The sequence below is a fragment of the Achromobacter sp. RTa genome, assembly GCF_000757485.1.
GTDB lineage: Bacteria > Pseudomonadota > Gammaproteobacteria > Burkholderiales > Burkholderiaceae_B > Achromobacter.
The window spans coordinates 404,277-429,298 of sequence record NZ_JPYO01000041.1 but is presented as its reverse complement, the minus strand read 5'-3'; the positions used below and the strand labels follow the sequence as shown (position 1 = coordinate 429,298).

General features: G+C 66.7%; 20 protein-coding genes. 11 read left to right on the top strand and 9 right to left on the bottom strand.

What is annotated here, in order from left to right:
- The first annotated feature begins 228 nt into the window (after positions 1-228).
- Positions 229-423 carry a YjfB family protein gene (locus JL37_RS17605; protein WP_043545742.1) on the top strand — a complete coding sequence of 65 codons (195 nt, stop codon included), beginning with the start codon at positions 229-231 and terminating at the stop codon, positions 421-423.
- 164 nt (positions 424-587) lie between these two features.
- On the opposite strand, the gene lpdA is transcribed toward JL37_RS17605, so the two are convergent.
- Both lpdA and aceE read right to left on the bottom strand, forming a co-directional pair.
- Positions 588-2,396, bottom strand: a complete 1,809-nt coding sequence (gene lpdA / locus JL37_RS17600; protein ID WP_043545741.1) for a dihydrolipoyl dehydrogenase — start codon at positions 2,394-2,396, stop codon at positions 588-590.
- 12 nt (positions 2,397-2,408) lie between these two features.
- Positions 2,409-5,117: a pyruvate dehydrogenase (acetyl-transferring), homodimeric type gene (aceE, locus tag JL37_RS17595; RefSeq protein ID WP_043545740.1), complete on the bottom strand. Its 2,709-nt coding sequence runs from the start codon at positions 5,115-5,117 to the stop codon at positions 2,409-2,411.
- Positions 5,118-5,476: 359 nt separating this feature from the next.
- Between aceE and JL37_RS17590 the strand changes: the two genes are divergently transcribed.
- The 6 genes from JL37_RS17590 to JL37_RS17560 all read left to right on the top strand — a co-directional run bounded on the left by JL37_RS17590 (position 5,477) and on the right by JL37_RS17560 (position 12,267).
- Entirely contained in the window at positions 5,477-7,231 is a 1,755-nt protein-coding gene (locus JL37_RS17590) for a PAS domain S-box protein (RefSeq protein WP_043545732.1), read from the top strand.
- Positions 7,228-7,854 carry a response regulator transcription factor gene (locus tag JL37_RS17585; protein WP_043545730.1) on the top strand — a complete coding sequence of 209 codons (627 nt, stop codon included), beginning with the start codon at positions 7,228-7,230 and terminating at the stop codon, positions 7,852-7,854. Before JL37_RS17590 ends, JL37_RS17585 begins: the two co-directional genes overlap by 4 nt.
- Before the next feature lie 55 nt (positions 7,855-7,909).
- Positions 7,910-8,764: a bifunctional methylenetetrahydrofolate dehydrogenase/methenyltetrahydrofolate cyclohydrolase FolD gene (folD, locus tag JL37_RS17580; protein WP_043545859.1), complete on the top strand. Its 855-nt coding sequence runs from the start codon at positions 7,910-7,912 to the stop codon at positions 8,762-8,764.
- A 363-nt stretch (positions 8,765-9,127) separates the two neighbouring features.
- On the top strand, positions 9,128-11,194 hold the full coding sequence (locus JL37_RS17570; protein ID WP_043545858.1) for a M3 family metallopeptidase: 2,067 nt from the start codon (positions 9,128-9,130) through the stop codon (positions 11,192-11,194).
- 113 nt (positions 11,195-11,307) lie between these two features.
- Positions 11,308-11,922: an SCO family protein gene (locus JL37_RS17565; protein WP_043545728.1), complete on the top strand. Its 615-nt coding sequence runs from the start codon at positions 11,308-11,310 to the stop codon at positions 11,920-11,922.
- 93 nt (positions 11,923-12,015) lie between these two features.
- Positions 12,016-12,267, top strand: coding sequence for a GlsB/YeaQ/YmgE family stress response membrane protein (locus JL37_RS17560; RefSeq protein WP_043545727.1), 252 nt, complete (start codon positions 12,016-12,018; stop codon positions 12,265-12,267).
- Between the two features lie 192 nt (positions 12,268-12,459).
- Here JL37_RS17560 and adeC read toward each other — a convergent pair whose 3' ends face one another.
- From adeC to JL37_RS17545, 3 genes are read right to left on the bottom strand one after another with little or no spacing between them, the layout of a single operon-like run.
- Positions 12,460-13,923: an AdeC/AdeK/OprM family multidrug efflux complex outer membrane factor gene (gene adeC, locus JL37_RS17555; RefSeq protein WP_043545724.1), complete on the bottom strand. Its 1,464-nt coding sequence runs from the start codon at positions 13,921-13,923 to the stop codon at positions 12,460-12,462.
- Positions 13,920-17,102, bottom strand: coding sequence for an efflux RND transporter permease subunit (locus JL37_RS17550; protein ID WP_043545718.1), 3,183 nt, complete (start codon positions 17,100-17,102; stop codon positions 13,920-13,922). Before JL37_RS17550 ends, adeC begins: the two co-directional genes overlap by 4 nt.
- A gap of 14 nt (positions 17,103-17,116) precedes the next feature.
- On the bottom strand, positions 17,117-18,316 hold the full coding sequence (locus tag JL37_RS17545) for an efflux RND transporter periplasmic adaptor subunit (RefSeq protein ID WP_043545717.1): 1,200 nt from the start codon (positions 18,314-18,316) through the stop codon (positions 17,117-17,119).
- A gap of 295 nt (positions 18,317-18,611) precedes the next feature.
- On the opposite strand from JL37_RS17545, the gene JL37_RS17540 reads away from it, so the two are divergent.
- Positions 18,612-19,517, top strand: coding sequence for a LysR family transcriptional regulator (locus JL37_RS17540; protein ID WP_043545715.1), 906 nt, complete (start codon positions 18,612-18,614; stop codon positions 19,515-19,517).
- 86 nt (positions 19,518-19,603) lie between these two features.
- Here the strand turns inward: JL37_RS17540 and JL37_RS17535 are convergent, their stop codons facing one another.
- The gene (locus JL37_RS17535) at positions 19,604-20,335 is read right to left on the bottom strand and encodes a pseudouridine synthase (protein WP_043545714.1); all 732 of its coding nucleotides are present in this window, start codon (positions 20,333-20,335) and stop codon (positions 19,604-19,606) included.
- 128 nt (positions 20,336-20,463) lie between these two features.
- On the opposite strand from JL37_RS17535, the gene JL37_RS17530 reads away from it, so the two are divergent.
- The 3 genes from JL37_RS17530 to JL37_RS17520 all read left to right on the top strand — a co-directional run bounded on the left by JL37_RS17530 (position 20,464) and on the right by JL37_RS17520 (position 21,982).
- Entirely contained in the window at positions 20,464-21,090 is a 627-nt protein-coding gene (locus tag JL37_RS17530) for a chorismate lyase (RefSeq protein ID WP_043545713.1), read from the top strand.
- Between the two features lie 77 nt (positions 21,091-21,167).
- Positions 21,168-21,512 carry a helix-turn-helix transcriptional regulator gene (locus JL37_RS17525; protein WP_043545711.1) on the top strand — a complete coding sequence of 115 codons (345 nt, stop codon included), beginning with the start codon at positions 21,168-21,170 and terminating at the stop codon, positions 21,510-21,512.
- Positions 21,509-21,982 (top strand): SRPBCC family protein, encoded by a 474-nt coding sequence (locus JL37_RS17520; RefSeq protein ID WP_043545710.1) that lies wholly within the window; start codon positions 21,509-21,511, stop codon positions 21,980-21,982. The genes JL37_RS17525 and JL37_RS17520 overlap by 4 nt, the downstream gene beginning before the upstream one ends.
- Positions 21,983-22,027: 45 nt before the next feature.
- Here the strand turns inward: JL37_RS17520 and JL37_RS17515 are convergent, their stop codons facing one another.
- The 3 genes from JL37_RS17515 to JL37_RS17505 are packed head-to-tail and all read right to left on the bottom strand — an operon-like array spanning position 22,028 to position 25,013.
- Positions 22,028-22,891, bottom strand: a complete 864-nt coding sequence (locus tag JL37_RS17515) for an oxaloacetate decarboxylase (RefSeq protein WP_043545709.1) — start codon at positions 22,889-22,891, stop codon at positions 22,028-22,030.
- 59 nt (positions 22,892-22,950) lie between these two features.
- Complete coding sequence (locus JL37_RS17510) at positions 22,951-24,348, bottom strand: FAD-dependent oxidoreductase (protein WP_043545857.1); 1,398 nt, start codon at positions 24,346-24,348, stop codon at positions 22,951-22,953.
- A gap of 56 nt (positions 24,349-24,404) precedes the next feature.
- Complete coding sequence (locus JL37_RS17505; RefSeq protein ID WP_043545708.1) at positions 24,405-25,013, bottom strand: cysteine hydrolase family protein; 609 nt, start codon at positions 25,011-25,013, stop codon at positions 24,405-24,407.
- Between the last annotated feature and the right edge of the window lie 9 nt (positions 25,014-25,022).

The following is a 25,022-nucleotide window of genomic DNA, read 5'->3' as shown; positions in this document are numbered from 1 at the left end:
AAGGCGTTTCGGCTTGCCGGGGTGTCTCCTGGGGTGTCAGACACGGGGGCAACAGATTTGTGTCTGACACCCGGAGAAGGCGTTTCGGCTTGCCGGGGTGTCTCCTGGGGTGTCAGACACTGCGGCAATAAAGCTTTCACCAGGAATGTTTTGCATCGAACTGCAAGTCTGCGCAATAATGCCGCAACCCGGTTTGTGCCGGTTTTTACGCATTGGGAACGCCTGAACATGGACGCTACGATCAGCAGCACCGTCAATACCGCACTGGCTTTGCAGGACGTGAATCTCAACCAGGAGATCCAGGCCCGCGTGCTGAAGAAGGCGTTGAATGCGCAGGCGGATACCGCCCTGACGCTGATGCAGTCGCTGCCCGTGCTGGCCGTGGATGCCACGCTGGGTTCGCGCATCGATACCCACGCCTGATTGCGGGCGTCCGTCGCGGACGCTTCCGAAAGGCTGTTCCGCGCCGGGCATACGGCATACTGACATCGAAGCTTGCTGCTTCGGCAGCTCGAAAAAAAGCGCCGGCTCCTGAATGAACAGGGCCGGCGCTTTTGCTTTGCGTCGGGCGGCGGGCCGCCCGGCGTTTACTTCTTCTTCATCGGCGGCAGGTCGGTGCAGACGCCTTCCGCCACTTCCGCGGCCATGCCCACCGATTCGCCCAGGGTCGGGTGCGGGTGGATGGTCTTGGCGATGTCGACGACGTCGGCGCCCATTTCCACGGCCAGGCACAGTTCGCTGATCAGGTCGCCGGCGTGGGTGCCCACGATGCCGCCGCCCAGGATGCGATGCGTTTCCGCGTCGAAAATCAGCTTGGTGAAGCCTTCGTCGCGGCCATTGGCGATGGCGCGGCCGGAGGCGGCCCAGGGGAACACGCCTTTCTCGACCTTGATGCCCTGCTTCTTGGCTTCGTCCTCGGTCAGGCCGACCCACGCCACTTCCGGATCGGTGTAGGCCACCGACGGGATGACGCGCGCGTCGAAGAACGACTTCTGGCCGGCTGCGGCTTCCGCCGCCACGTGGCCTTCATGCACCGCCTTGTGCGCCAGCATGGGCTGGCCGACGATGTCGCCGATGGCGTAGATGTGCGGCACGTTGGTGCGCATCTGGCGATCGACCTCGATGAAGCCGCGGTCGGTCACGGCGATGCCCGCGCGGTCGGCGCCGATCTTCTTGCCGTTGGGGCTGCGGCCCACGGCCTGCAGCACCAGGTCGTAGCGCTGGGGTTCCTTGGGCGCGCCTTCGCCCTCGAAGCTGACGTAGATGCCGTCCTTTTTGGCTTCCGCGCCCACCGTCTTGGTCTTCAACATGATGTTGTCGAAACGGCCGGCGTTCTTCTTCTGCCATACCTTGACCAGGTCGCGGTCGGCGCCCTGCATCAGGCCGTCCAGCATTTCCACGACATCCAGGCGCGCGCCCAGCGTGGAATACACCGTGCCCATTTCCAGGCCGATGATGCCTCCGCCGATGATCAGCATCTTCTTGGGGATCTCGCGCAGCAGCAAGGCACCGGTCGAATCGACGATGCGGTCGTCCTGCGGCAGGAACGGCAGCTTCACCGACTGACTGCCGGCGGCAATGATGGCCTGCTTGAAGCGGATGGTCTGGCTCTTGCCGTCGGCCGCCTTGACCGTCAGGTGGTTGGGGTCGGCGAATTCGCCCACGCCGTGCACCACGGTGACTTTGCGCGCACGGGCCATGCCGGCCAGGCCGCCGGTCAGCTTGGCGACCACGCTGTCCTTGTAGCCGCGCAGCTTGTCCAGGTCGATCTTGGGCTCGCCGAAGCTGATGCCGTGGGCGGCCAGCTCGCGGGCTTCGTCGATGATGGCGGCATTGTGCAGCAGCGCCTTGGACGGGATGCAACCCACGTTCAGGCAGACGCCGCCCAGGGTGTCGTAGCGTTCGACCAGGACCACGGACAGGCCCAGGTCGGCGGCGCGGAAGGCGGCGGAATAGCCGCCGGGGCCAGCGCCCAGGACCAGCATGTCGTATTCGGCGTCGGCGGAGCCTTTGAAGGTCGAGGCGGGAGGGGCTTCGGTTTTCTTCTGGGTGTCAGACACCTGGCTGGCGGCGGCTTGGGGCGCTGGCTTGGCTTGGGTGTCAGACACCTGCTCCTGAGGCGCCTTGGCTTGGGTGTCGGACGCCTGGGATTCACCCGCGGCTTCCACTTCCAGCACGACCGTGCCTTCGGCGACCTTGTCGCCCACCTTCACGTTGATGGACTTCACCACCCCGCCCTGCGAGGCCGGGATCTCCATCGAGGCCTTGTCGGATTCGACGGTGATCAGGCTTTGCTCGGCCTTGATCGTGTCGCCCACCGCCACCAGAACCTCGATGACTTCCACTTCCTTGAAGTCGCCAATATCGGGGACCTTGATTTGCACGACGTTGCTCATGTCTCTTTACCCTCAGGCGTATTGCGGGTTGGCTTTGTTCGGGTTGATGCCGTACTTCTTGATGGCCTCGGCCACCTTGGCGGCAGGCACCTTGCCCTCATCGGCCAGCGCGCGCAGCGCGGCGATCACGACGAAATGGCGGTCCACCTCGAAGTGCTCGCGCAGCTTCGAACGGAAGTCCGAACGGCCGAAACCGTCGGTGCCCAGCACCTTGTATTCGCGGCCCTTGGGCACGAACGGACGGATCTGATCGGCGAACAGCTTCATGTAGTCGGTCGACGCGATGATCGGGCCTTCCGTCTTGGCCAGCTGCTCCGTGACGTAAGCCACCTGCGGCTTCTTCTCTTCGGGGTGCAGCATGTTGTGGCGCTCGGCGTCCAGGCCGTTGCGGCGCAGCTCGGTGAAGCTGGTGACGCTCCACAGGTCCGAGGCCACGCCCCAATCGGCTTCCAGCAGTTCCTGGGCAGCCATGACTTCGCGCAGGATGGTGCCCGAACCCATCAGCTGGACGCGGTTCTTGCCCTTGCCGTGCGACTTGAGCTTGTACATGCCCTTGATGATGCCTTCCTCGTCGCCCTGGGTCAGACCGGGCTGCGGGTAGTTCTCGTTCATCACCGTCAGGTAGTAGTAGACGTTTTCCTGGTCTTCCACCATGCGCTTCAGGCCATGCTGGACGATCACGGCCAGCTCGTGGCCGAACGTCGGGTCGTACGAGACGCAGTTCGGGATCGTCGAGGCCAGGATGTGGCTGTGGCCGTCTTCGTGCTGCAGGCCTTCGCCGTTGAGCGTCGTGCGCCCGGCGGTGCCGCCCAGCAGAAAGCCGCGCGCCTGCATGTCGCCGGCGGCCCAGGCCAGGTCGCCGATGCGCTGGAACCCGAACATCGAGTAGTAGATGAAGAACGGGATCATGATGCGGTTGTTCGAGGAGTACGACGTGGCCGCCGCGATCCACGAGCTCATGGCGCCCGCTTCGTTGATGCCTTCCTGCAGGAGCTGGCCGTCGGCCGCTTCCTTGTAGTACATGACCTGGTCCTTGTCGACCGGCGTGTACTTCTGGCCTTCCGGCGCGTAGATGCCGATCTGGCGGAACAGGCCTTCCATGCCGAAGGTGCGCGATTCGTCGGCCAGGATCGGCACGACGCGCGGACCCAGTTCCTTGTCGCGCAGGATCTGGTTCAGGATGCGCACGAAGGCCTGGGTGGTGGAGATTTCACGGCCTTCGGCGGTGGGCTCCAGCACGGCCTTGAAGGCTTCCAGCGCCGGGGCCTTGAGCTGCTCGTCGGCCTTGGCGCGGCGATGCGGCAGATAGCCGCCCAGCGCGGCGCGGCGCTCGTGCAGGTACTTCATTTCGGGGGAGTCGTCCGCCGGCTTGAAGTACGGCAGGTCGGCCAGCTGGTCGTCCGGGATCGGGATCGCGAAACGGTCGCGGAATTCGCGGATGGAATCCAGCTCCAGCTTCTTCTGCTGGTGGGTCGGGTTCTTGGCCTGGCCGACGTGGCCCATGCCATAGCCCTTGATGGTCTTGGCCAGGATCACGGTGGGCTGGCCTTCGTGCTTGGTGGCCGCGTCGAACGCCGCGAACACCTTGTGCGGGTCATGGCCGCCGCGGTTCAGGCGCCAGATGTCTTCGTCGCTCATGCGCGACACGGCTTCCAGCAGCTTAGGGTGCTTGCCGAAGAAATGCTCGCGGACGAACTTGCCGTCGTTGGCCTTGTACGCCTGGTACTCGCCGTCCACGGTGTCTTCCATGATCTGGCGCAGGATGCCTTCCTTGTCGTGCGCCAGCAGCGGATCCCAGTAGCCGCCCCAGATCAGCTTGATCACGTTCCAGCCGGAGCCGCGGAAGTCGCCTTCCAGTTCCTGGATGATCTTGCCGTTGCCGCGCACCGGGCCGTCCAGGCGCTGCAGGTTGCAGTTGATCACGAAGATCAGGTTGTCCAGCTTCTCGCGGGCCGCGAGCGCGATAGCGCCCAGCGATTCCGGCTCGTCCATTTCACCGTCGCCGCAGAATACCCAGACCTTGCGCTTGCTCGTGTCGGCGATGCCGCGGGCATGCAGGTACTTCAGGAAACGCGCCTGGTAGATCGCCATCAGCGGGCCCAGGCCCATCGACACCGTCGGGAATTGCCAGAAATCCGGCATCAGCTTCGGGTGCGGGTACGAGGACAGGCCTTTGCCGTCCACTTCCTGGCGGAAATGGTTCAGTTGGTCTTCGGTCAGACGGCCTTCCAGATAGGCGCGGCCGTACATGCCCGGCGAGGTGTGGCCCTGGAAGTAGACCAGGTCGCCGCCGTGGCTTTCGTCTTCCGCGTGCCAGAAGTGGTTCTGGCCGCAGCCGATCATGGTGGCCAGCGAGGCGAAAGAGGCGATGTGGCCGCCCAGGTCGCCGCCATCGGGCGGGTTGTGCTTGTTGGCCTTGACCACCATGGCCATGGCGTTCCAGCGCACGTACGAGCGGATGCGGGCTTCCAGCTCCAGGTTGCCCGGGTGCGCCGGCTCCAGGCCGGGGGGAATGGTGTTGACGTAGGCGGTGTTCGGCGAGAACGGGATGTGGGCGCCGGAGCGGCGCGCCTCATCGATCAGGCGTTCGAGCAGATAGTGGGCGCGCTGCGGTCCTTCACGGTCAAGGACTGCCGCCAGGGCTTCGAGCCACTCCTGGGTTTCAAGGGTGTCTTCGTCGTTGGCAGCCTGCACGGCGCCAGCCTGGGCGAAAGAGGACATCGTGTGTCTCCTGTATGGTTTCGTTCGTGACCACACCCGCTTATTCATCTACTCGCGGACACTGCATGGTAGCCGGGATCATCCGGGCTACCATGCATGCATGGGTCGGGGTGTTCTAGAGACCTGCTTGGGTCGGTTCCCTATCAGCCGGCATTCTAAGAAAGAAGAGTAACCGGTCGCAAGGAAAATTTCATGTTGCGGTACGGCATTTCATAATACGAAAAATTGACCGAAAGCTGAACGCACAACGCCCATCCTTTTCTAATACTTTTGGAGGGCCCCTCTAAAAGGAGGTGCCGATTCCCGGCAATTCCCCCCCAACACGCACTAAAATGCGCGGTCTATCCGGCCCGAATTCCATGTCCAGCGCGCCCAAGTCAAATATTCCTACGCCGTTCCACGACCACGCCCGCACTCGCCGGCGAGGCGTGTACTGGGTTACGCCAGCGATGGTGCTGATCCTCTATATCTGTGTGATGGCGGTGTTCTTCTGGTTGCAGCGCATCCACGACGACAGCGTCATGTTCGTCACGATCGACCAGGAAATGCGCCAGCAGCGCCTTATCTGGGTTGTGCTGGCGCTGTCCTGCGTGATCGTCATCAGCCTGCTGATGCTGTGGCGGTACACCCGCTTCCGCTCGTCCGCCGAGGCCGCCCTGATCGCCGAGACCGGTTTTCGCCGGGCCATGGAAAACTCCATGTCCACCGGCATGCGCGTGCTCGACATGGAAGGCCGCATCGCCTATGTGAATCCGGCGTTCTGCCGCATGATCGGCTGGAACGAGGCCGACCTGATCGGCCGCAGCCCCCCCTTCCCCTACTGGGTGCCGGGCCGCCACGAGCAGCACCAGCACACGCTGGACGTGCTGATGTCGGGCAAGACGCCCAGCAGCGGCCTGGAAGTCGAAGCGCAGCGCCGCGACGGCTCGCGCTTCACGGCGCGCATGTACGTGTCGCCCCTGCTGGACCCCAACGGCAACCAGATCGGCTGGATGACGTCCATGACCGACATCACCGAGCCCAAGCGCATCCGCGAGGCCCTGACCGCCGCGCACGAGCGTTTCATGACGGTGCTGGAAGGCCTGGACGACGCCATTTCGGTTACCGCCGACACCCACGACGGCCTCGAACTGCTGTTCGCCAACCGCACTTACCGGCGCGTGTTCGGCGCGCAGACGGGCGGCCACGACGAGCTGCTGGCCGGCCGCCGCGGCCGCTTCACCGACGAATCCGTGGAGGTCTTCGCGCCCTCCGTGCAGCGCTGGTTCGAAGTGCACCACCGCATGCTGGCCTGGACCGACGGCCGCCGCGTGCGCATGCAGGTGGCGCGCGACATCACCGAACGCCGGGTCCACGAAGAGGCCTCCCGCGTGCAGCAGGAAAAGATCCAGCTCACCAGCCGCCTCACCACGATGGGCGAAATGGCCTCGTCGCTGGCGCACGAACTGAACCAGCCGCTCACCGCCATCGCCAACTACAGCATGGGCGCCGTGGCCCTGGTCAAGGCCGGCCACACCAGCCCCAACATGCTGCTGCCCGCCCTGGAAAAGGCCGCGTCGCAGGCCGAGCGCGCGGGCAAGATCATCAGCCGCATCCGCGAATTCGTGAAGCGCAGCGAACCGCGCCGCCAACGGGTGGCGATCGGCCGCATCGTGGACAACGCCATCGGCTTCGCCGAGATCGACGCGCGCAAGCGCCGCATCCGCATCGACAGCTTCGTGCCCTCGAACGCCCCCGACGTGCTGGCCGACCCCATCCTGATCGAGCAGGTGCTGCTGAACCTGCTCAAGAACGGGCTGGAGGCGATGGAAAAGAGCGAGTCCGACGAGCTCAAGGTCGCGGTGATCCTGCACGACCAGCACATCGAGGTGGCCGTGGTCGACCGCGGCCATGGCCTGGCCGAGCCCGAGCGCCTGTTCGAACCCTTCTTCAGCACCAAGACCCAGGGCCTGGGCATGGGGCTGAATATCTGCCGTACCATTATTGAATCGCACCACGGCCGCCTGTGGGCAGACCCCAACCCCGCCGGCGGTACCATCTTTCGCTTTACCCTGCCCTGCGCTGCGACCCAGACGCAGGCCCAGAACGATCAGTCAGAGGAGTTGCACGCATGAACACGCCCCACCTGTCGAGCACGGTATTCATTGTTGACGACGACGAAGCGGTACGCGATTCGCTGCGCTGGCTATTGGAAGCCAACGGCTACCGCGTGCGCGCCTATGCCAGCGGCGAATCCTTCCTGGAAGACTACGACGCCAGCCAGGTCGGCGTGCTGATCGCCGACGTGCGCATGCCCGGCATGAGCGGCCTGGAACTGCAGGAACAGCTGATCGCCCGCAATGCCCCGTTGCCCATCGTGTTCATCACCGGCCACGGCGACGTGCCCATGGCCGTGTCGACCATGAAGAAGGGCGCGGTCGACTTCCTGGAAAAGCCGTTCAATGAATCGGACCTGCGCGAAATCGTGGCGCGCATGCTGGAGCAGGCGACGCAGCGCGTCAGCAAGCACCAGGCCCAGAAAGACCACGAAGCCATGCTGGCGCGCCTGACCGCGCGCGAGCAGCAAGTGCTGGAGCGCATCGTCGCCGGCCGCTTGAACAAGCAGATCGCCGACGACCTGGGCATCAGCATCAAGACCGTCGAGGCGCACCGCGCCAATATCATGGAAAAACTCGAAGTGACCACCGTTGCAGATTTGATGAAAGTGGCCCTGGCCAAGCCGGAGGCGCATGCATGAGCCGCCGGGCCGATCCCAAGGCGAATACCGAAGCGCGCAGCGCGGAGGTTTCCGCATGACCGCAAGAATCATTGACGGCGCCGCCCTGTCGCAGCGCATACGCGAAGAAGTCGCCCAGCGCGTTTCCGCCCTGGCCGCCAAGGGAACCCGCCCCGGCCTGGCCGTGGTGCTGGTGGGCGAAGACCCCGCCTCCCAGGTTTACGTACGCAACAAGGTCGCCGCCTGCGAAAAGGCCGGCCTGCACTCCGTGAAGGAGCAGTACCCCGCCGACATGACCGAGGCCGACCTGCTGGCCCGCATCGGCGAGCTGAACCGGGATCCGTCCATCCACGGCATCCTGGTGCAACTACCGCTGCCCAAGCACATGGACTCCCACAAGGTCATCGAAGCCATCGCGGCCGAGAAGGACGTGGACGGCTTCCACATCAGCAACGCCGGCCTGCTCATGACCGGCCAGCCCCTGTTCCGCCCCTGCACGCCCTACGGCGTGATGAAGATGCTGGAATCGGAAGGCGTGGCGCTGCGTGGCGCCGAAGCCGTGATCGTGGGCGCCAGCAACATCGTCGGCAAGCCCATGGCGATGCTGCTGCTGCAGGCGGGCGCCACCATCACCATCTGCAATTCCAAGACGCGCGACCTGGCGGCGCAGACCCGCCGCGCCGACGTGCTGGTGGTCGCCACCGGCAAGCCCGGCATGATCGACGGCTCGATGATCAAGCCCGGCGCCGTCGTCATCGACGTGGGCATCAACCGCGGCGCGGACGGCAAGCTCTGCGGCGACGTGGACTTCGCCTCCGCCAAGGAAGTGGCCGGCGCCATCACGCCCGTCCCGGGCGGCGTGGGCCCCATGACCATCGCCATGCTGCTGGTCAACACCGTCGAAGCGGCGGAACGGGCCGCCGCTTCCTGAAGCCGCCTTTTCGCGCCTGGCGCTTGTGTCAGACACCCGAGGAGACGATCGTCGCATTGTTGAGGCGTTCCCGGGTGTCTGACACCCCGGGGCGCTTCCTACAGCTTGACGGTCATTCCGTAAGGGTGTCAGACACTTGCATCGCCGAGGTGTCAGACACTTGCATCGCCGGGGTGTCAGACACTTGCATCGCCGGGGTGTCAGATACTTACATCGCCGGGGTATCTGGCACCTGCATCGCCCAGGCGCCAGACATCTGCATCGCCAAGGCGCCAGGCGCTTATGCCGTCGACCTTGCATTCGGGTATTTTGCCCCTACCTGATTCTTATCCATTGCCCGCCATCATTCCTGCCGGTACCGCCATGTCTCAAAATCCCCTGCTTGCTCCCGTTTCCGATCTGGTCGATTACGCGGCCGTCAAACCCGCGCACATCGTGCCCGCCGTCGAGGAGCTGCTGGGCGTCGCCCGCCAGGCCGTCGACGCCGCGGCCGATTCCAAGCTCGCGCCCACGTGGGAAGCCGTGGTGGAACCGCTGGATACCGCTTCGGAACGCCTGTGGCGCGCCTGGTCGGTGGCCGGCCACCTGAATGCCGTGGTCAACACTCCGGAGCTGCGCGAGGCGTACAACGCCGCCCTGCCCCTGGTGACCGAATTCTCCACCTGGGTCGGCCTGCACGAAGGCCTGTACAAGCAGTACCAGCGCCTGGCCGCCTCCCCGGATTTCGCTTCCTGGACGCCGGTGCGCCGCCGCATCGTGGAAATGGCCCTGCGTGATTTCCGCCTGAGCGGCGTTGAACTGCAAGGCGCCGACCGCGAGCGCTATGCCGCCATTTCCGACCGCGAGGCCCAGGCTTCGCAGAAATTCTCCGAAAACGTGCTGGATTCGATCGACGCCTGGTCGCTGCTGGTCGAGGACGAGGCCCGCCTGGCCGGCATCCCCGCCGACGTGCGGGCGGCCGCCCGCGCCGCCGCCGAGGAAGACGGCAAACCGGGCTGGAAGCTCACGCTGAAGATGCCCTGCTACCTGCCCGTCATGCAGTACTCCCAGGATCGCGCGCTGCGCGAGGCGCTGTATCGCGGCTATGGCACGGTGGCCTCCGAACAGGGCGACGCCAAATTCGACAACTCCCCCCTGATCGAAGAACTGCTGGCGCTGCGCGCCGAAGAGTCCGGCCTGCTTGGCCTGGGCACCTTCGCGGCCTTGCGCCTGCAGACCCGCATGGCCCGCGATGCGCAGGAAGTCACTGTTTTCCTGCGCGACCTGGCCGCGCGCGCCAAGCCCTACGCCCAGCGCGACCTGGCCGAATTGAAGGCCTATGCCGCTGCCGAGCTCGGCCTGGACGAACTGCAGCCCTGGGACGTGCCCTACGCCTCGGAGCGCCTGCGCGAGTCGCGCTACGCCTATTCCGAGGACGAAGTGAAGCAGTATTTCACCGAACCGCGGGTGCTGGCGGGCCTGTTCGAAGTCATCGAGACCCTGTTCGACGTGCGCCTGGCGGAAACGCCCGTGTCGTCGTGGCACGGCGACGTGCGCGGCGTGCGCGTGGAAAGCCCCGACGGCAAGCTCATCGGCTACCTCTACCTGGACCTGTACGCCCGCTCCGGCAAGCAAAGCGGCGCCTGGGTCGACAGCGAACGCACGCGCCGCGTCGTAGGCGGCCAGGTGCAGACGCCCATCGCCTACCTCACCTGCAACTTCTCGCGCCCCAACGGCGACCGCGCCGCCGTCCTGACCCACGACGACGTCATCACGCTGTTCCACGAGACCGGCCATGCCCTGCATGCGCTGCTGTCCGAGGTGGACGAGCCGGGCGCCGCGGCCTTCGCCAGCGTGGAATGGGACGCCATCGAACTGCCGTCGCAGTTCATGGAGAATTTCTGCTGGGAATGGGCCGTGGTGCAGAAGCTGTCCGCCCACGTGGACACGGGCGAACCGCTGCCGCGCGCGCTCTACGACCGCCTGGTCGCCGCGCGCAACTACCAGAGCGGCATGCAGACGGTGCGCCAGATCGAGTTCGCGCTGTTCGACATGCTGATGCACGACCGCGCCAAGGGCGCCTCCATCGGCGAGGTGCTGGAGCTGCTGCAGGAAGTGCGCAAGGAAGTGGCCGTGCTGTTCCCGCCGGCCTGGCACCGCCTGCCGCACGCCTTCTCGCACCTGTTCGCGGGCGGCTACGGCGCGGGCTATTACAGCTACAAGTGGGCGGAAGTGCTGTCGGCCGATGCCTATGAAGCCTTCGAAGAGGCAGCGGCCCTGCAGGCCGGCAACGCGCTGGGAACCCTCGATCCGGCCACGGGCGCGCGCTTTCGCCGCGAGGTGCTGGCGGTGGGCGGTTCGCGCCCCGCGGCCGAATCCTTCGCCGCCTCCCGCGGACGCGCCCCGCGCATCGATGCCTTGCTGCGCCATAGCGGCATGACACCCGCCTGAGCCGCCCCCGCCGCGCTTGCATCGAACGGCCCGCCCCGCGCGGGCCGTTCCCGTTTCCGCGCCCGGCTTGCGGGTAGAATCGAAAGGTTTATCCCCTACCGGCCTTTGGACCCATGCAACACCTCATTTCCAGCCGCGCATGGCGCGGCCTGCTGCTGGCTCTGTGCGTGTTTCTTGCCGCCTGCGGTGACAGGAACGTCGATTGGACGCTCTACAACGTGAAGGGGCATCTGCCCGACCTGAAGTTCTCGCTGTCCGGCGCGGGCGGCAAGACGATCAGCAGCGACGACCTGAAGGGCAAGACCGTGCTGTTGTTCTTCGGCTACGCAAGTTGCCCCGACATCTGCCCCACCACCATGGCGCAGCTGACGGCCGTGCTGCAAAACCTGGGCGACAAGGCCCGCGACGTGCGCATTCTGTTCGTCAGCGTGGATCCCCATCGCGACACGCCCGATATCCTGCAGGCCTATGTCAACGCCTTCAACAACAATGCCATCGGCGTGACGGGCGATGAGAAGCAGATCGCGGACCTGGCGCGCCGCTACCGCGTGGCTTACCAGATCGAGAAGCCCCGCCCCGGCGACGACGCGGATATGTACGAGGTCACCCATAGCCGCGGCGTGTACATTTTCGACAAAGACGGCAAGGCGCGCCTGCTGGCGTCCGATACCGACAGCATCGAGGCCTTGACCAAGGACGTGCGCCAGCTCATCGACCTGACCTCCTGACGCCGCATACCAGTTGTTACAGCCGGGCTGGCCGGGGCATGGGTATTATCTGTGCACACTGCCCCCCTTTTACTCTAGTCAAGGAGTACGCGCATGAGCATCATCATCATGATCATCGTCGGGTTCATCGTGGGCTTGATCGCCCGCGCGATCATGCCCGGAGACCAGAACATGGGAATCATCATGACCACCATCCTGGGTATCGTCGGCTCCGTCGTCGCCGGCTTCCTGGGCCAATCCTTGGGCTGGTACGCCCCGGGAGAGCCCGCGGGCTGGATCGGATCGGTCGTCGGCGCGATCGTCGTGCTGTTCGTGGTGGGCCTCATCGCCAAGAAGCGCGCTTGACGTACCGCTGAATAAAAAAGCCGATCGAAAGATCGGCTTTTTTTTGGTTGATGGGTTGCGCGCGCTCCGGGATGGAGTTCTTGTGCCGGAGGTCTCGCGCTACACCCATCCTACAGTTGTAGGATGGGTGTAGCGCGAGACGATCAACACAAACACGAACATACCGAGCGCGCGCAACCCATCACTCCCTCGTCAAGATCCCGCCTGCGCCGTCGCGGTGCGCTCGGTCCAGCCGCCGCCCAGCACCTTGTACAAGGTGACCAGATTGGCCAGGCGCGCCAGGCGGGTATCGACCAGGGCCTGCTGCGCGCTGTACAGCGAACGCTGCGAATCCAGCACGCTCAGGTAGTCGTCGATGCCTTGGCGGAACCGCTGGTCGGATGCATCGTAGGCCCGCTGGTTGGCGGCCACCAGAAGCTGTTGCGCCTGGATCTGCTCGTCCAGCGTGCCGCGGCCGGCCAGGGCATCGGCCACCTCGCGGAAGCCCGCCTGGATGGCTTTTTCGTACTGCGCCACCTGGATGTTCTTCTGCACCTTGGCCAAGTCCAGGCCCGCCAGCAGCGAGCCGCCGGCGAAGATCGGTACCGTGATCTGGGGCACGAAGCTCCAGGCGCCAGAGCCGCCTTCGAACAGGCCGCCCAGGCTGGCGCTGGCCGTGCCTGCCGAGCCCGTCAGGCTGATGGTCGGGAAGAACGCGGCACGCGCCGCGCCGATATTGGCGTTGGCGCCCTTCAGCTGGTGCTCCGCCGCCCGGATGTCGGGGCGCCGCGCCAGCAGGTCCGAGGGCAGCCCGGCGGGCAGCGTGGTCGGCAGCATGCCGTCGTCCAGCTTGACCGCGCTGTCCAGCGCCGCCGTCATCTCGGGCGTCAAGGGCTGGCCCACCAGCAGCACCAGCGCGTTGCGGTCCTGCGCGGCCTGGCGCGTGTATTGCGACAGGTTGCGCTGCGCGGTGCGCAGCGACACTTCCGCCTGGCTCAGGTCCAGCGACGTGGACAGGCCCTGGTCAAAGCTCTGCTGCGTGAGCTTGAAGGAATCCTCCTGGCTCTTGAGCGTGTCGCGGGTCAGCGCCAGGAGTTCCTGGTCGGCGCGCATCGTCAGGTAGGCGTTGGCCACCTCGGCGATGAGCGTGAGCTGGGTCGCCGTGCGCGTTTCGTCCAGCGCCAGATAGGATTCCAGCGCCTTGTCGCTCAGGCTGCGGATGCGGCCGAACAGATCCAGTTCCCAGGCGGACATGGCGGCGCCGACCTGGTAACTGTGGCTGGTGGTGGCGCGTCCGCTGGCCGACAGGTCGGCCGGCGTGCGCTGGGCCGATTCCTGGCCCGCGATGCCCACGCTGGGCATCAGGTCGGCGCGCTGGATGCGGTACTGCGCGCGCGCCGCCTCGACGTTCAGGGCCGCCACGCGAAGGTCGCGGTTGTTCGCCAGCGACAGCTCGATCAACTGTTGCAGCAGCGGATCGCCGAAGAAATCGCGCCAGCCGATGTCGGCCGTCGACAGGCCGCCCGGATCGGCGGGCTGGGCCGCCGTGTAGGCGGGCCCCGTGGGATAGGCCGCGTCGACCGGCGCTTCCGGACGTTCGTAGGTGGGGGCCAGCGAGCAGCCCGCCAGGGCCGCCGCCAGGGAAACAGACAACAGGGTTCTCATCGGGAATTTCATTGCGATTGCCCTTCCGCGGACACGTCCTGCGAGCCATTGGCGCCGACGTCGTGCTTGTCGACGTTTTCGCTCATGCGCTTGACCTTGAACACGCGCAGCATGATCACGAAGAAGGCCGGAACGAAGAAGATGGCCAGGAAGGTGCCGGTCAGCATGCCGCCGATCACGCCCGTGCCGATGGCGTTCTGGCTGCCCGAACCGGCGCCGGACGAGATCGCGAGCGGAGTCACGCCCAGGATGAACGCCAGGGACGTCATCAGGATGGGACGCAGGCGCTGGCGGGCGGCATGGATGGCCGATTCCGTCAGGCTGGCGCCGGACTCGTAGTGCTCCTTGGCGAACTCCACGATCAGGATGGCGTTCTTGGCTGCCAGCCCGATGGTGGTGAGCAGGCCCACCTGGAAGTACACGTCGTTGGACAAGCCCCGCAGCATGGTGGCGAGCAAGGCCCCGATGATGCCCAGGGGCACCACCAGCATCACCGCGGACGGGATGGTCCAGCTTTCGTACAGCGCCGCCAGGCACAGGAACACCACGATCAGCGAAATGGCGTACAGGGCGGGCGCCTGGGCGCCGGACAGGCGCTCTTCGAACGACAGGCCCGTCCATTCGAAGCCCACGCCCACCGGCAGCTTGGCCGCCAGCCGCTCCATTTCCTCCATCGCCGCGCCCGAGCTGTAGCCCGGCGCCGCCTGGCCCTGGATGTTGTAGGACGGCACGCCGTTATAGCGATTCAGCTTTTGGGGCCCGAAGCTCCAGGTGGCCTTGGAAAAGGCCGAGAACGGCACCATGTCGCCTGCGTTGTTGCGCACGTACCATTTGTTCAGGTCTTCCGGCAGCATGCGCGAGGAAGCCTCGCCCTGGGCGAACACCTTCTTCACGCGGCCGCGGTCGATGAAGTCGTTGACGTACGACGACCCCCACGCGGTGGCCAGCGTGCTGTTGATGTCCGACACGGCCACGCCCAGCGCGCGGGCCTTTTCGCGGTCGATGTCGAGCTGGTACTGCGGCGCGTCCTCGATGCCGTTGGGGCGCACGCCGCGCAGGACCGGGCTGTTGGCGGCTTCGCCCAGCAGCTGGTTGCGCGCGGCGAGCAGCTTCTCGTGGCCCACGCCGGCGCGGTCCATCAGCTGGAAGTCGAAGCCGGTGACGTTGCCCAGTTCCATCACGGACGGAGGCGGCACCACGAACAACTGGGCGCGGCGCTCGGTCTTGGCGAAGTGCGCGTTGGCGCGCCCCGCCACGGCCGCGGCCTTGAGCCGGGCGTCGCCGCGCTCTTCCCAGTCGCGCAGCTTGATGAACAGGATGGACGCGTTCTGGCCGCGGCCGCCGAAGTTGAAGCCGTTGACCGCGAACACCGAGGTGACGGCGTCCTTTTCTTCTTCCAGCAGGTACTTCGTGGCGTCGTCGATGACGGCCTTGGTGCTTTCCGCCGTCGCGCCGGCCGGCGTCTGGATCTGGGCGAACAGAATGCCCTGGTCCTCGTCGGGCAGGAAGGCGGTCGGAATGCGGGTGAACATCCAGCCCATGGCGATGACGAGCGCCAGGTAGATCACCATCAGGCGCTTGGTGCGGTTGAGCCCGCGCGCCACGGTGTTGGCGTAGCCATGGCTGCTGCGGTCGAACGCGCGGTTGAACCAGCCGAAGAAGCCCCGCTTGGAACCGTGGTGGCCCTTCGGAATGGGTTTGAGCAGGGTCGCGCACAGGGCCGGCGTGAACACGATGGCCACGAGCACCGACAGCACCATGGAAGACACGATGGTGATGGAGAACTGGCGATAGATCACGCCAGTGGAGCCGCCGAAGAACGCCATGGGAATGAACACGGCGGCCAGCACCATCGCGATGCCGATCAGCGCCCCGGTGATCTGCGACATGGACTTGCGGGTGGCCTGCTTGGGCGTCAGGCCCTCCTCCGCCATCACGCGTTCCACGTTCTCGACCACCACGATCGCATCGTCCACCAGCAGGCCGATCGCCAGCACCATGCCGAACATGGTCAAGGTATTGATGGAGTATCCGAAGGCCGCCAGCACGGCGAACGTGCCCAGCAGCACCACCGGCACGGCGAGCGTGGGAATGATGGTGGCGCGGAAGTTCTGCAGGAACAGGTACATCACCAGGAAGACCAGGATGATGGCCTCGACCAGCGTCTTGAACACCTCATGGATCGACAGGCTGACGAACGGCGTGGTGTCGTACGGGTAGACCACGTCCATGCCCGGCGGGAAATAGGGCTTCAGGTTGTTGATGGTGTCGCGCACCGCCTGCGCCGTATCCAGCGCGTTGGCGCCCGGCGCCAGCTTGATCGCCAGGCCCGAGGCGGGCTTGCCGTTGTAGAAGCTGTCGATGGCGTAGGTCTGCCCGCCCAGTTCGATGCGCGCGACGTCGCCCAGGCGCACCTGCGAGCCGTCGGCATTGACCTTGAGCAGGATGCGGCCGAAGTCTTCGGCCTTTTCCAGGCGGGACGGCCCGATGATGGTGGCGTTCAGCTGCTGGCCGCGCACGGACGGCAGGCCGCCCAGCTGCCCGGACGACACCTGCACGTTCTGCTCTTTGATCGCGGCCACCACGTCGACCGTGGTCAGGCCGTAGTTGACGAGCTTGGCCGGGTCCAGCCAGATGCGCATCGCGTACTGCGAGCCGAAGAGCTGGAAGTCGCCCACGCCCTGCGTGCGGCTGATGGGATCCTGGACGTACGACGCGACGTAGTCGGCCAGGTCGTCCTTGGTCATCGAGCCGTCGGTGGACACGAAGCCCGCCACGATGAGGAAGTTCTTCGTGGCCTTGGTGACGCGGATGCCCTGCTGCTGCACTTCCTGCGGCAGGAGCGGCTGCGCCAGCGAGAGCTTGTTCTGCACTTGCACCTGAGCCGTATCGGGGTTGGTGCCCTGCTTGAACGTCAGCGTGATGGACATGCTGCCGTCGGAATTGCTTTCCGACGAAATGTATTGCAGGCCGTCCAGCCCGTTCATCTGCTGCTCGATCACCTGCACCACGGTGTCCTGCACGGTCTGCGCGGACGCGCCCGGGTAGGTCACCGCGATACCGATGGCTGGCGGCGCGATGTTGGGATATTGGGAGACCGGCAGCTTCAGGATGGACAGCGCACCGGCCATCATCAGCACGATTGCGATCACCCAGGCGAAAACCGGCCTATCGATGAAAAACTTTGCCATGCGAGGCTCCCTGACTACTGCTGCTTCGCCGCCGCGGCCGCTTGCGATTGTTGCGCTTGCGGCGCGTTGGCGCCGGCTTCGGTGGCGGTCACTTCAACACCCGGGCGCACCATCTGCACGCCTTCCACGATGACCTTGTCGCCGGCGGACAGGCCGTCGGTAACCAGCCACTTGTCGTCGATGGCGCGATCCGTCTTGAGTTCACGCAGCTCGACCTGGTTCTTGGCGTTGACCACCAGCGCCGTCGGCATGCCGCGCTGGTTGCGCGTCACGCCGCGCTGCGGCACCAGCAGGCCGTCGGAGGCCACGCCGTCGGCCAGGCGCGCGCGCACGAACATGCCCGGCAGCAGGCGGCGGTCCGGATTGGGGAATACCGCGCGCAGGGTGACCGAGCCCGTGCCCTGGTCCACCGTGACTTCCGAGAACTGGAGCTTGCCCTGCTGCGCATATTGCGAGCCGTCTTCCAGCGTGAGCGTGACCAGCGCGGACTGTTCGCCGTCGGCTTTCTTCAACTGGCCGCTGGCCAGCGCATTCTGCAGGCGCAGCAGCTGGACGCTGGACTGGGTGACGTCGACGTAGATCGGGTCGATCTGCTGCACCGAGGCCAGCGCCGAGCTCTGGTTGGCGGTGACCAGCGCGCCCTCGGTCACGGCCGAGCGGCCAATGATGCCGTCGATGGGCGACAGGACCTTGGTGTAGACCAGGTTGATGCGCGCCGTATCGAGCGCGGCCTTGGCCGAAAGCACGTCGGCGGCGGCCTGGTCGCGCGAGGCGACGGCGTTATCGTAGGTCTGCTGGCTGACGGCGCGGGTGGCCACCAGCGGCTTGTAGCGCTCGGCCAGCAGCGCGGCAGTTTTGTGCTGCGCCTGGGCGCGCGCCAGGGCGGCCTTCTGGCTGTCGAGGCTGGCCTGGTAGAGCGCGGGATCGATCTGGTAGAGCTGCTGCCCGGCCTTGACCTCGCCGCCTTCCGTGAAGAGCCGCTTCTGAACGATGCCGTTGACCTGGGGCCGGACTTCGGCCACGCGGAACGGCGAGGTGCGGCCCGGCAATTCGGTGGTCAGGGAAACCGGTTGCGTGGCCAGCGTCACCACCGTTACCTGCGGCTTGCCCGCCTGCGGCGCCTCCTGCTTCTTGCCGCAGGCGGCCAGAGTGAGTGCCGATGCCGTCAGCGTGGCGATTGCCGCGCCGCGCCACATAGCGCTTTTCTTGTTCATAGATTGCATTCCCGATTTCCAAAAAAGTACCCATGCCGCTCCCGTTTCACGGAAGCCGGCGCCCTGCGGCAAAAAAGTGCCCCGGACCGTGCGCATGCGGTCCGCGTGGATCGACGGGTGGATTTGCCTCGAACACGCAGGCTGGGCTTTGTTGCATTGCTGCATTGCAGAACCCGCATTCTGAGTTATCCCGCCCCAGAAACAAAGAGGCATGTTGAGAAAACATCATTCCATTTATGGGACAATTTCCAAGCCCTTGATATGACAGAATTCCGCCATGAAACGCTTGCAAGGCATGGAACTTTTCGTGGAAGTTGCGAAAACCCGCAGCTTCAGCCGAGCCGCCGCGGCGCTCGGCGTTCCGAAATCGACCCTATCCCGCCAGGTGGCCGAACTGGAGCGGTCGGTCGGCCTGCGCCTGCTCAGCCGCACCACGCGCAAGGTCGAGCTGACCGACGCGGGCCGCCTGTATTTCGAACGCTGCCAACACATCGTGGCCGAGGCGCAGATCGCCCATGAAGAGCTGCAGAAGCTGGTGGATACGCCCGCCGGGCCGTTGCGGGTCAATATGCCCGCGGATTTCGGCACGGACTTCCTGGCTGAATCGTTCATGGAGTTTTCCCGCCGCTACCCCGACGTCACGTTTTTCCTGGATCTGGCCAATCCGGACCACGCTTCGCGCGTATTCCAGACCTGCGATATTTCGATCGAGATCGGCGAACTGCCCGACTCGACACAGATTGCAAGGCTGCTGGGCATGCTGCCCGCCCATCTGTACGCCTCGCGCGACTACCTGGAGAAGCACGGAGAGCCCCGGCATCCCAGCGACTTGACCCGGCACGAGTGCATAGAGTTCCGCGCGGAAGGCGCAGGACGCGTCACCCGCTGGCCATTGACCAATGGCAGCCAGCACATCGAATTCACGCCAGGGAACCGCTTTTCCGTCAACGGCGTCGCCATGGCCCGGCGCCTGGCCATGCTGGGCGCGGGTATCGCGGTGCTCGTGGGCGGCCAATTGGCCGAACAGCAATCCGGCCAGTTGCAGCGGGTGCTGCCGGACTGGCAACTGGGCCCGTTCCCGGTCTACGCGGTCACGGAGACGCGGCTTCTCCCCGCCAAGACCCGGATCTTCATCGAATTCCTGATGGAGCGCCTGGGCAGCAGCGGGCAGGCGAAGGATACTCCCGCTTTCATGACATAGCGCCGAATCGGAAACAGACTGAAAAATCTTGCGTTTCCCGACAACAGATGTCGGGATGGACGATCAATCGGACGACAGGCGACCCGTCAGAACCGTTCGTCTTCGCGCAGGTAGCGCCACTGCCCCAGCGGCAGGTCGCCCAGGGATACGCGGCCGATGCGCACGCGCTTCAGTCCCACCACTTTCAGGCCCACCAGCTCGCACATGCGGCGGATCTGGCGCTTCTTGCCTTCGCGCAGCACGAAGCGCAGCTGGTCGCTGTTCTGCCAGCGCACTTGCGCGGGCTTGAGCGCCTTGCCGTCCAGGGACAGGCCATGGTTCAGCAAGGCCAGGCCGTTCTCGGACAGGCTGCCCTGCACCCGCACGAGATACTCCTTGTCGACGCTGGAATCCTCGCCGATCAGATGCTTGGCGACGCGGCCGTCCTGGGTCAGCACCAGCAGGCCCTGCGAATCGATGTCCAGCCGGCCCGCCACCGCCAGGCCGTCCAGGTGCCCGCGCTCGAAACGGCGCGGCTCGCGGTCGCCCGCGTAGCGCGAACGGGCGTCGATCAGCGCCACGGCCGGCGTGTAGCCTTTCTCGGCCTGGCCCGACACATAGCCCACCGGCTTGTTGATCAGGATGGTGACGCGCGCGGTCTGGCGGGCCTGCGCGGCGCGTTCCAGCGTAATGACCTGGTCGGGGAACGCACGGGCGCCCAATTCGGACACCACGGCGCCGTCCACGCGGACCCAGCCGCGTTCGATGTAGGCGTCGGCCTCGCGGCGCGAACACAGTCCACGCTCGGACATGAGCTTGGAGATACGTACTTTTTCCATGGGCGGTATTGTATGCGGACGCGCGTAGCGGACGCGTGTAACGGACGCGTGTAATGGCCAGGGCTGCGGCATTGCGCCGCAGGCCGGACGCCGCGCACCGCGCCTCGCTCTTGGCATAATACGCAGCCATGACAAGCCAAGCAGTACTTCCCCCTCCCCTCGCTCCGGGCTGGCTGGCGGCCGCCCCGCCCATCCTGCCCCCCGCCATGCGGCATTGGCTGTTCCGTCCCGGCGCGCTGACCGCCGGCCTGCGCCAGGTGGGCCACGTGCGCCTGCGGGTGCTGGCCGAATATTCCGACGGCGCGCCGCCGGACGAGGCCCAAGCCATGCGCATCGCGCCCGGCAGCCCGGTCTGGGTGCGCGAGGTGCTGATGTCGGTGGACGGCGTGGACAGCGTGCCCGCCCGCAGCCTCACGCCCCTCATGGCCTCGCACGGAGCCTGGCAAGGCATGCGGCGCCTGTCGACGCGGCCGCTGGCGGACATGCTCTACCACGACCGCACCGTCATCCGTTCGCCCTTCGCCTGCCGCCGCCTGGCCTCACCCGTGCCCTTCCACGCGACCGCGCTGCAAGCGCAGGGCGCGGCGCGCCAGGATCCCCGGGCCGCGCATATATGGGCTCGCCGCTCGGTGTTCTGGCGCATGGGCCAGCCGCTGTTGGTGGCTGAGTGCTTCCTGCCTGGTTTCTGGACCCTCACCGCCGGCCGGGCCGCGCCTCCCCTCCAAGCCCACCAGCGCACGCCTGGCGCTCGCTGATTTTTTTTGCGCGTAGCCCTTGCCCGCGCCTGTTGGCGCGCGTATAGTTTCCTTCAACGGAAACTATTGGACTGGCAATGGATCCCACGCAGCGCCCGCTCGATCTGCTGTTCACCGCCCTGGCCGACCCCAACCGGCGCGCCATGGTCGAACAGCTCAGCCGCGGCCCCGCCACCGTCAAGCAGCTGGCGGAACCCGCCAGGCTGAGGCTGCCTTCGGCAGTCAAGCACCTCCAGGTGCTGGAAAACGGCGGCATCGTCATGTCGGAAAAGGCCGGACGCAGCCGGACCTACCGCATGCGGCCCGGCGCCTTCCGCCAGATCGACGACTGGGTGCGCCAACGAGAGGCCGCCATGGAGGCGGCCTTCGACCGCCTCGTGCAGGCCATGCACGATATCCCTCCTGAGGACGACACGCCATGACCGCCCCCGCCATCGAACACGCCACTTTCGTCATCGAGCGCGAGCTGCCCGCCAGCCCGCGGGACGCCTACCGCTTCTGGTCGGAACCCCGGCTGAAACAGCGCTGGACCAGTTGCCATCCGGACTGGACGGTGCTGGAAGACCGCTTCGATTTCCGCGCCGACGGATCCGAGTCCAAGCGCTGGCGCACCCCCGAAGGCGCGGAGCAGACCTATCGGGCCGCCTACCTCGACGTCGTCCCCGGCGAACGCATCATCTACGCCTACGAAATGGGTTTCCGCGGGCAGCGGATATCGGCTTCGCTGGTCACCGTGGAATTCGTGCCTTCCGGCGCGGGCACGCTGATGCGCTTTACCGAACAGGCGGCGCTGCTCGACGGCAGCGGCGCGCAAGGCCGGCGGATCGGCACCGAGGCCGGCCTGGACCGGCTGGCCGAGATGGTCCAGGCCGGCATGGCCGAACTGCATTGACGGCCGCGGGCCATGCGCGGGCGCCCTTCCCGGGCGCCTGCCGCCTCAGCTCTCGTACGCCTTGCCGCGCGCCAGCAGCTCCGGCGTGCCGATGACGGCGTTCAGTCCGTCGAAATCCAGCATCCCGGCGCGCCAGGGCGCGGTGGTGCCGTGGCGGCGCAGGCTGGCGTAATAGCCCTGCAGGGTGTGCGCCACCGCGCGCGCCGTGCCGCCGGGGAAGATCACGATGCGGAATCCCAGCGCGGTCAAGGCGTCGGCGCTTTGCACCGGCGTCTTGCCGCCTTCCACCATGTTCGCCAGGAGCGGCACGCGGCCCGCATAGCGGCCGCAGGCCGCCTGCATTTGTTCGGGCGTGCGCAGCGCCTCGATGAAAAGCGCGTCGGCGCCAGCTTCCAAGTATTGTTCCGCGCGGTCCAGCGCGGCGTCGAGCCCCTCCACCGCCACCGCGTCCGTGCGCGCCAGGATCAAGGTGGATGCGTTTGCCCGCGCATCCACCGCCGCCCGCAGCTTGCCGCACATTTCCGCGGCGGGGATCACCGTTTTGCCGTCCAGGTGGCCGCAGCGCTTGGGAAAGGTCTGGTCCTCGAGCTGGATCATGGCCGCGCCCGCCCGCTCGAAGCCGCGCACGGTGCGCTGCGTGTTGAGGGCGTTGCCGAACCCCGTGTCGGCGTCCACGATGACCGGCGCCGCCACCCGCTCCGTGATGCGGGCCAGCGCATCCTCGACCTCGGTATAGGTAGTCAGCCCGATATCCGAGCGGCCCAGCCGCGTGTAGGCGATCGACGCGCCGGAGAGGTACAGCGCGCCGAAGCCGGCCTGCTCGGCCAGCAAGGCCGACAGGGCGTCGTAGACGCCGGGAGCCAGCACCGCACCGGCCTCCAGTTGCGCTTTCAGGTTGTGTTTCTGCATGGTGGTTTCCTAAAGGCCGACGCCGGGCCGGTTCATACTGATGGCAGCCTCGCGCGGACTCAGGCGAGCTCGCGCCTGAGCAGCGCCGCCGCCGTCGCCGCGGCGATATGGCCGCCGGCCACCGCGCTGAGCAGGCCGTTGCCGGACAGGTAGCCCGACACGTCGTTTCCGGAGACGCCGCGGGCCGCCCCGCCCGCGGCCAGCAGATTGGGCAATGCCGCGCCGCCGCGGCCCAGGACCCGGCATTGCGCGTCGATATCCAGCCCGCCCTGGGTATGGAACAACGCCCCCGTCACCTTGACCGCGTGGTACGGCGCCTGCAACGCGCGCTCGAAGCGGCGGCCATGCGCGTCTTCGGCGCCGGGGCGCACATCCGCCAGCGCTCGGCCCAGCGTGCCGGCATCGCAGCCGATCAGCGCGGCCAGCGCCGCCAGATCCTCGCAGGTCTTCAGCGCCTGGCCGGCCTCGGCCTGGACGAAGTCGGGAAAGCCCCGCGCCAGCCCGAGCGTGCGGCCGTCGAATACATTCCAGGCCACGCCGCCGGGCTGCGCCAGCACGTGCACCGCCGCCTCGGAGTAGCCAAGCGTTTCATCGTGGAAACGGCGCCCTTCGCGGTTGACCTGCACGCCGCCATCCATCATGACGGCCCAGGAGATCAGCGCGCCCTGCGGCGTGGCCCAGGAACCGTGGCCCTGGTAGCCGCCCATGTCGGCCAGGCGCGCATCCAGCTGCGAACCCCATTCAATGGCGCTGCCGTCGTTGCCCGCGTGGCCGCCATAGACCGCCCCGCGCATCGCGGGCAGGTGCTCTGCCACCATCGCCGCGTTGCCGCCGAAGCCGTTGCATGCCAGGATCAGCACGTCGCAGCCGATCACATCGACCGAGCCGTCCGGCCGTTCGCAGCCCACGGCCGAGACGCGGCCGTTCTCGTCCGCCCAGATCCGCCGAGCGAGGGCGCGGGTCAGCAGATAGGCGCCGGCGCCGGTGGCGGCGCGCTCCAGCGCGGCCACCAGCGCCGCTCCGGTGCGCTCCGGCAAGGTGTGCATGCGGCGGGCGGTATGGCCGGGATAGAGGAAGCCGTCCAGCACCTCGAAGTCCAGTCCATGGCGCGCCAGATTGTCCATGGCGGCGGCCGCCGCGCCGGTGTAGGCGTCGACCAGATGCGGCGCGGCCGTGCCGTGCGCCTTGGCCTGGATGTCGGCGGCGAAGCGCGCCGCATCGTCCTCGATGCCGGCCGCCAGCTGCGCGGCCGTTCCCGCCGCCGGGATGAAGCCGGACGACAAGGCGGTGGAGCCGCTGGGCGCGGCATCGCGTTCGATCAGCACGGTCTCGATGCCCGCATCGGCCAGGCGCAGCGCCGCGGTCAGGCCGCAGGCGCCCGCGCCGATGATCGCCACGGGGACGTGCATGGCGTCCGCGCCGGGCGCCGCGCCGCGGATGACCCTGGGCAGGCTCATCGCATCGGCACCGTGCTCCGCGCTCCGGTATTCGCGTTTGGGGCGGCCCGGCACGCTCATACTGCCAGCCTGCCCAGGAACTCCTGGCATGACAGCACGTCGGCGACCGTGCGCAGGTCCGCCAGGGCGGCGTCGTGCATCGCCGGCGTGGGCGCGGCGCAGCCGTCGGCCAGCACCGTGACGTGGTAATCGCGCATATGGGCGTCGCGCGCCGTGCTGGCCACGCCGCCGTTGGTGACGATGCCGGCCACCACCACGTTGGCGATGCCCGCGCGGCGCAGCACCCAGTCGAGCTGCGTATTGAAAAAGGCGGAATACGCGACCTTCCAGACGGACACGTCGACCAGCCCGTCCAGCTCCGCCACATTGGCCTGGCCTAGCGAACCCGCCGCGAAGTCGCCCTTGCTGAGGAACGGGCGCAATTGCCGCAGGTGCGGCGAGATCATCGGTTCGCCATGCGCGTCCGGCCAGAGCGTGAACTGGCTTGCCGCGACGAAGCCGCCCCGCGCCTTGAGCGCGCGCGCCACGGGCGCCACCCGCGCCGGCAAGGCGCGCGCCTGCGCGCTGACCGCGCCGCCGCGGTCATAGGCGCCGCCCGGCGCCAGGAAATCGTTCTGCAGGTCGATGACGACCAGCGCGGTGCTGCGGGGATCGAGGGTAGACATGAACCGCTC

Bases quoted from the DNA above. Each gene is read 5' to 3' on its own strand.
- lpdA (WP_043545741.1), bottom strand. From the start codon at position 2,396: ATGAGCAACGTCGTGCAAATCAAGGTCCCCGATATTGGCGACTTCAAG.
- aceE (WP_043545740.1), bottom strand. From the start codon at position 5,117: ATGTCCTCTTTCGCCCAGGCTGGCGCCGTGCAGGCTGCCAACGACGAA.
- JL37_RS17570 (WP_043545858.1), top strand. From the start codon at position 9,128: ATGTCTCAAAATCCCCTGCTTGCTCCCGTTTCCGATCTGGTCGATTAC.
- JL37_RS17535 (WP_043545714.1), bottom strand. From the start codon at position 20,335: ATGGAAAAAGTACGTATCTCCAAGCTCATGTCCGAGCGTGGACTGTGT.
- JL37_RS17530 (WP_043545713.1), top strand. From the start codon at position 20,464: ATGACAAGCCAAGCAGTACTTCCCCCTCCCCTCGCTCCGGGCTGGCTG.
- JL37_RS17525 (WP_043545711.1), top strand. From the start codon at position 21,168: ATGGATCCCACGCAGCGCCCGCTCGATCTGCTGTTCACCGCCCTGGCC.
- JL37_RS17605 (WP_043545742.1), top strand. From the start codon at position 229: ATGGACGCTACGATCAGCAGCACCGTCAATACCGCACTGGCTTTGCAG.
- JL37_RS17505 (WP_043545708.1), bottom strand. From the start codon at position 25,013: ATGTCTACCCTCGATCCCCGCAGCACCGCGCTGGTCGTCATCGACCTG.
- JL37_RS17560 (WP_043545727.1), top strand. From the start codon at position 12,016: ATGAGCATCATCATCATGATCATCGTCGGGTTCATCGTGGGCTTGATC.
- JL37_RS17590 (WP_043545732.1), top strand. From the start codon at position 5,477: ATGTCCAGCGCGCCCAAGTCAAATATTCCTACGCCGTTCCACGACCAC.
- folD (WP_043545859.1), top strand. From the start codon at position 7,910: ATGACCGCAAGAATCATTGACGGCGCCGCCCTGTCGCAGCGCATACGC.
- JL37_RS17550 (WP_043545718.1), bottom strand. From the start codon at position 17,102: ATGGCAAAGTTTTTCATCGATAGGCCGGTTTTCGCCTGGGTGATCGCA.
- JL37_RS17520 (WP_043545710.1), top strand. From the start codon at position 21,509: ATGACCGCCCCCGCCATCGAACACGCCACTTTCGTCATCGAGCGCGAG.
- JL37_RS17565 (WP_043545728.1), top strand. From the start codon at position 11,308: ATGCAACACCTCATTTCCAGCCGCGCATGGCGCGGCCTGCTGCTGGCT.
- JL37_RS17540 (WP_043545715.1), top strand. From the start codon at position 18,612: ATGGAACTTTTCGTGGAAGTTGCGAAAACCCGCAGCTTCAGCCGAGCC.
- JL37_RS17515 (WP_043545709.1), bottom strand. From the start codon at position 22,891: ATGCAGAAACACAACCTGAAAGCGCAACTGGAGGCCGGTGCGGTGCTG.
- JL37_RS17545 (WP_043545717.1), bottom strand. From the start codon at position 18,316: ATGAACAAGAAAAGCGCTATGTGGCGCGGCGCGGCAATCGCCACGCTG.
- adeC (WP_043545724.1), bottom strand. From the start codon at position 13,923: ATGAAATTCCCGATGAGAACCCTGTTGTCTGTTTCCCTGGCGGCGGCC.
- JL37_RS17510 (WP_043545857.1), bottom strand. From the start codon at position 24,348: ATGAGCCTGCCCAGGGTCATCCGCGGCGCGGCGCCCGGCGCGGACGCC.
- JL37_RS17585 (WP_043545730.1), top strand. From the start codon at position 7,228: ATGAACACGCCCCACCTGTCGAGCACGGTATTCATTGTTGACGACGAC.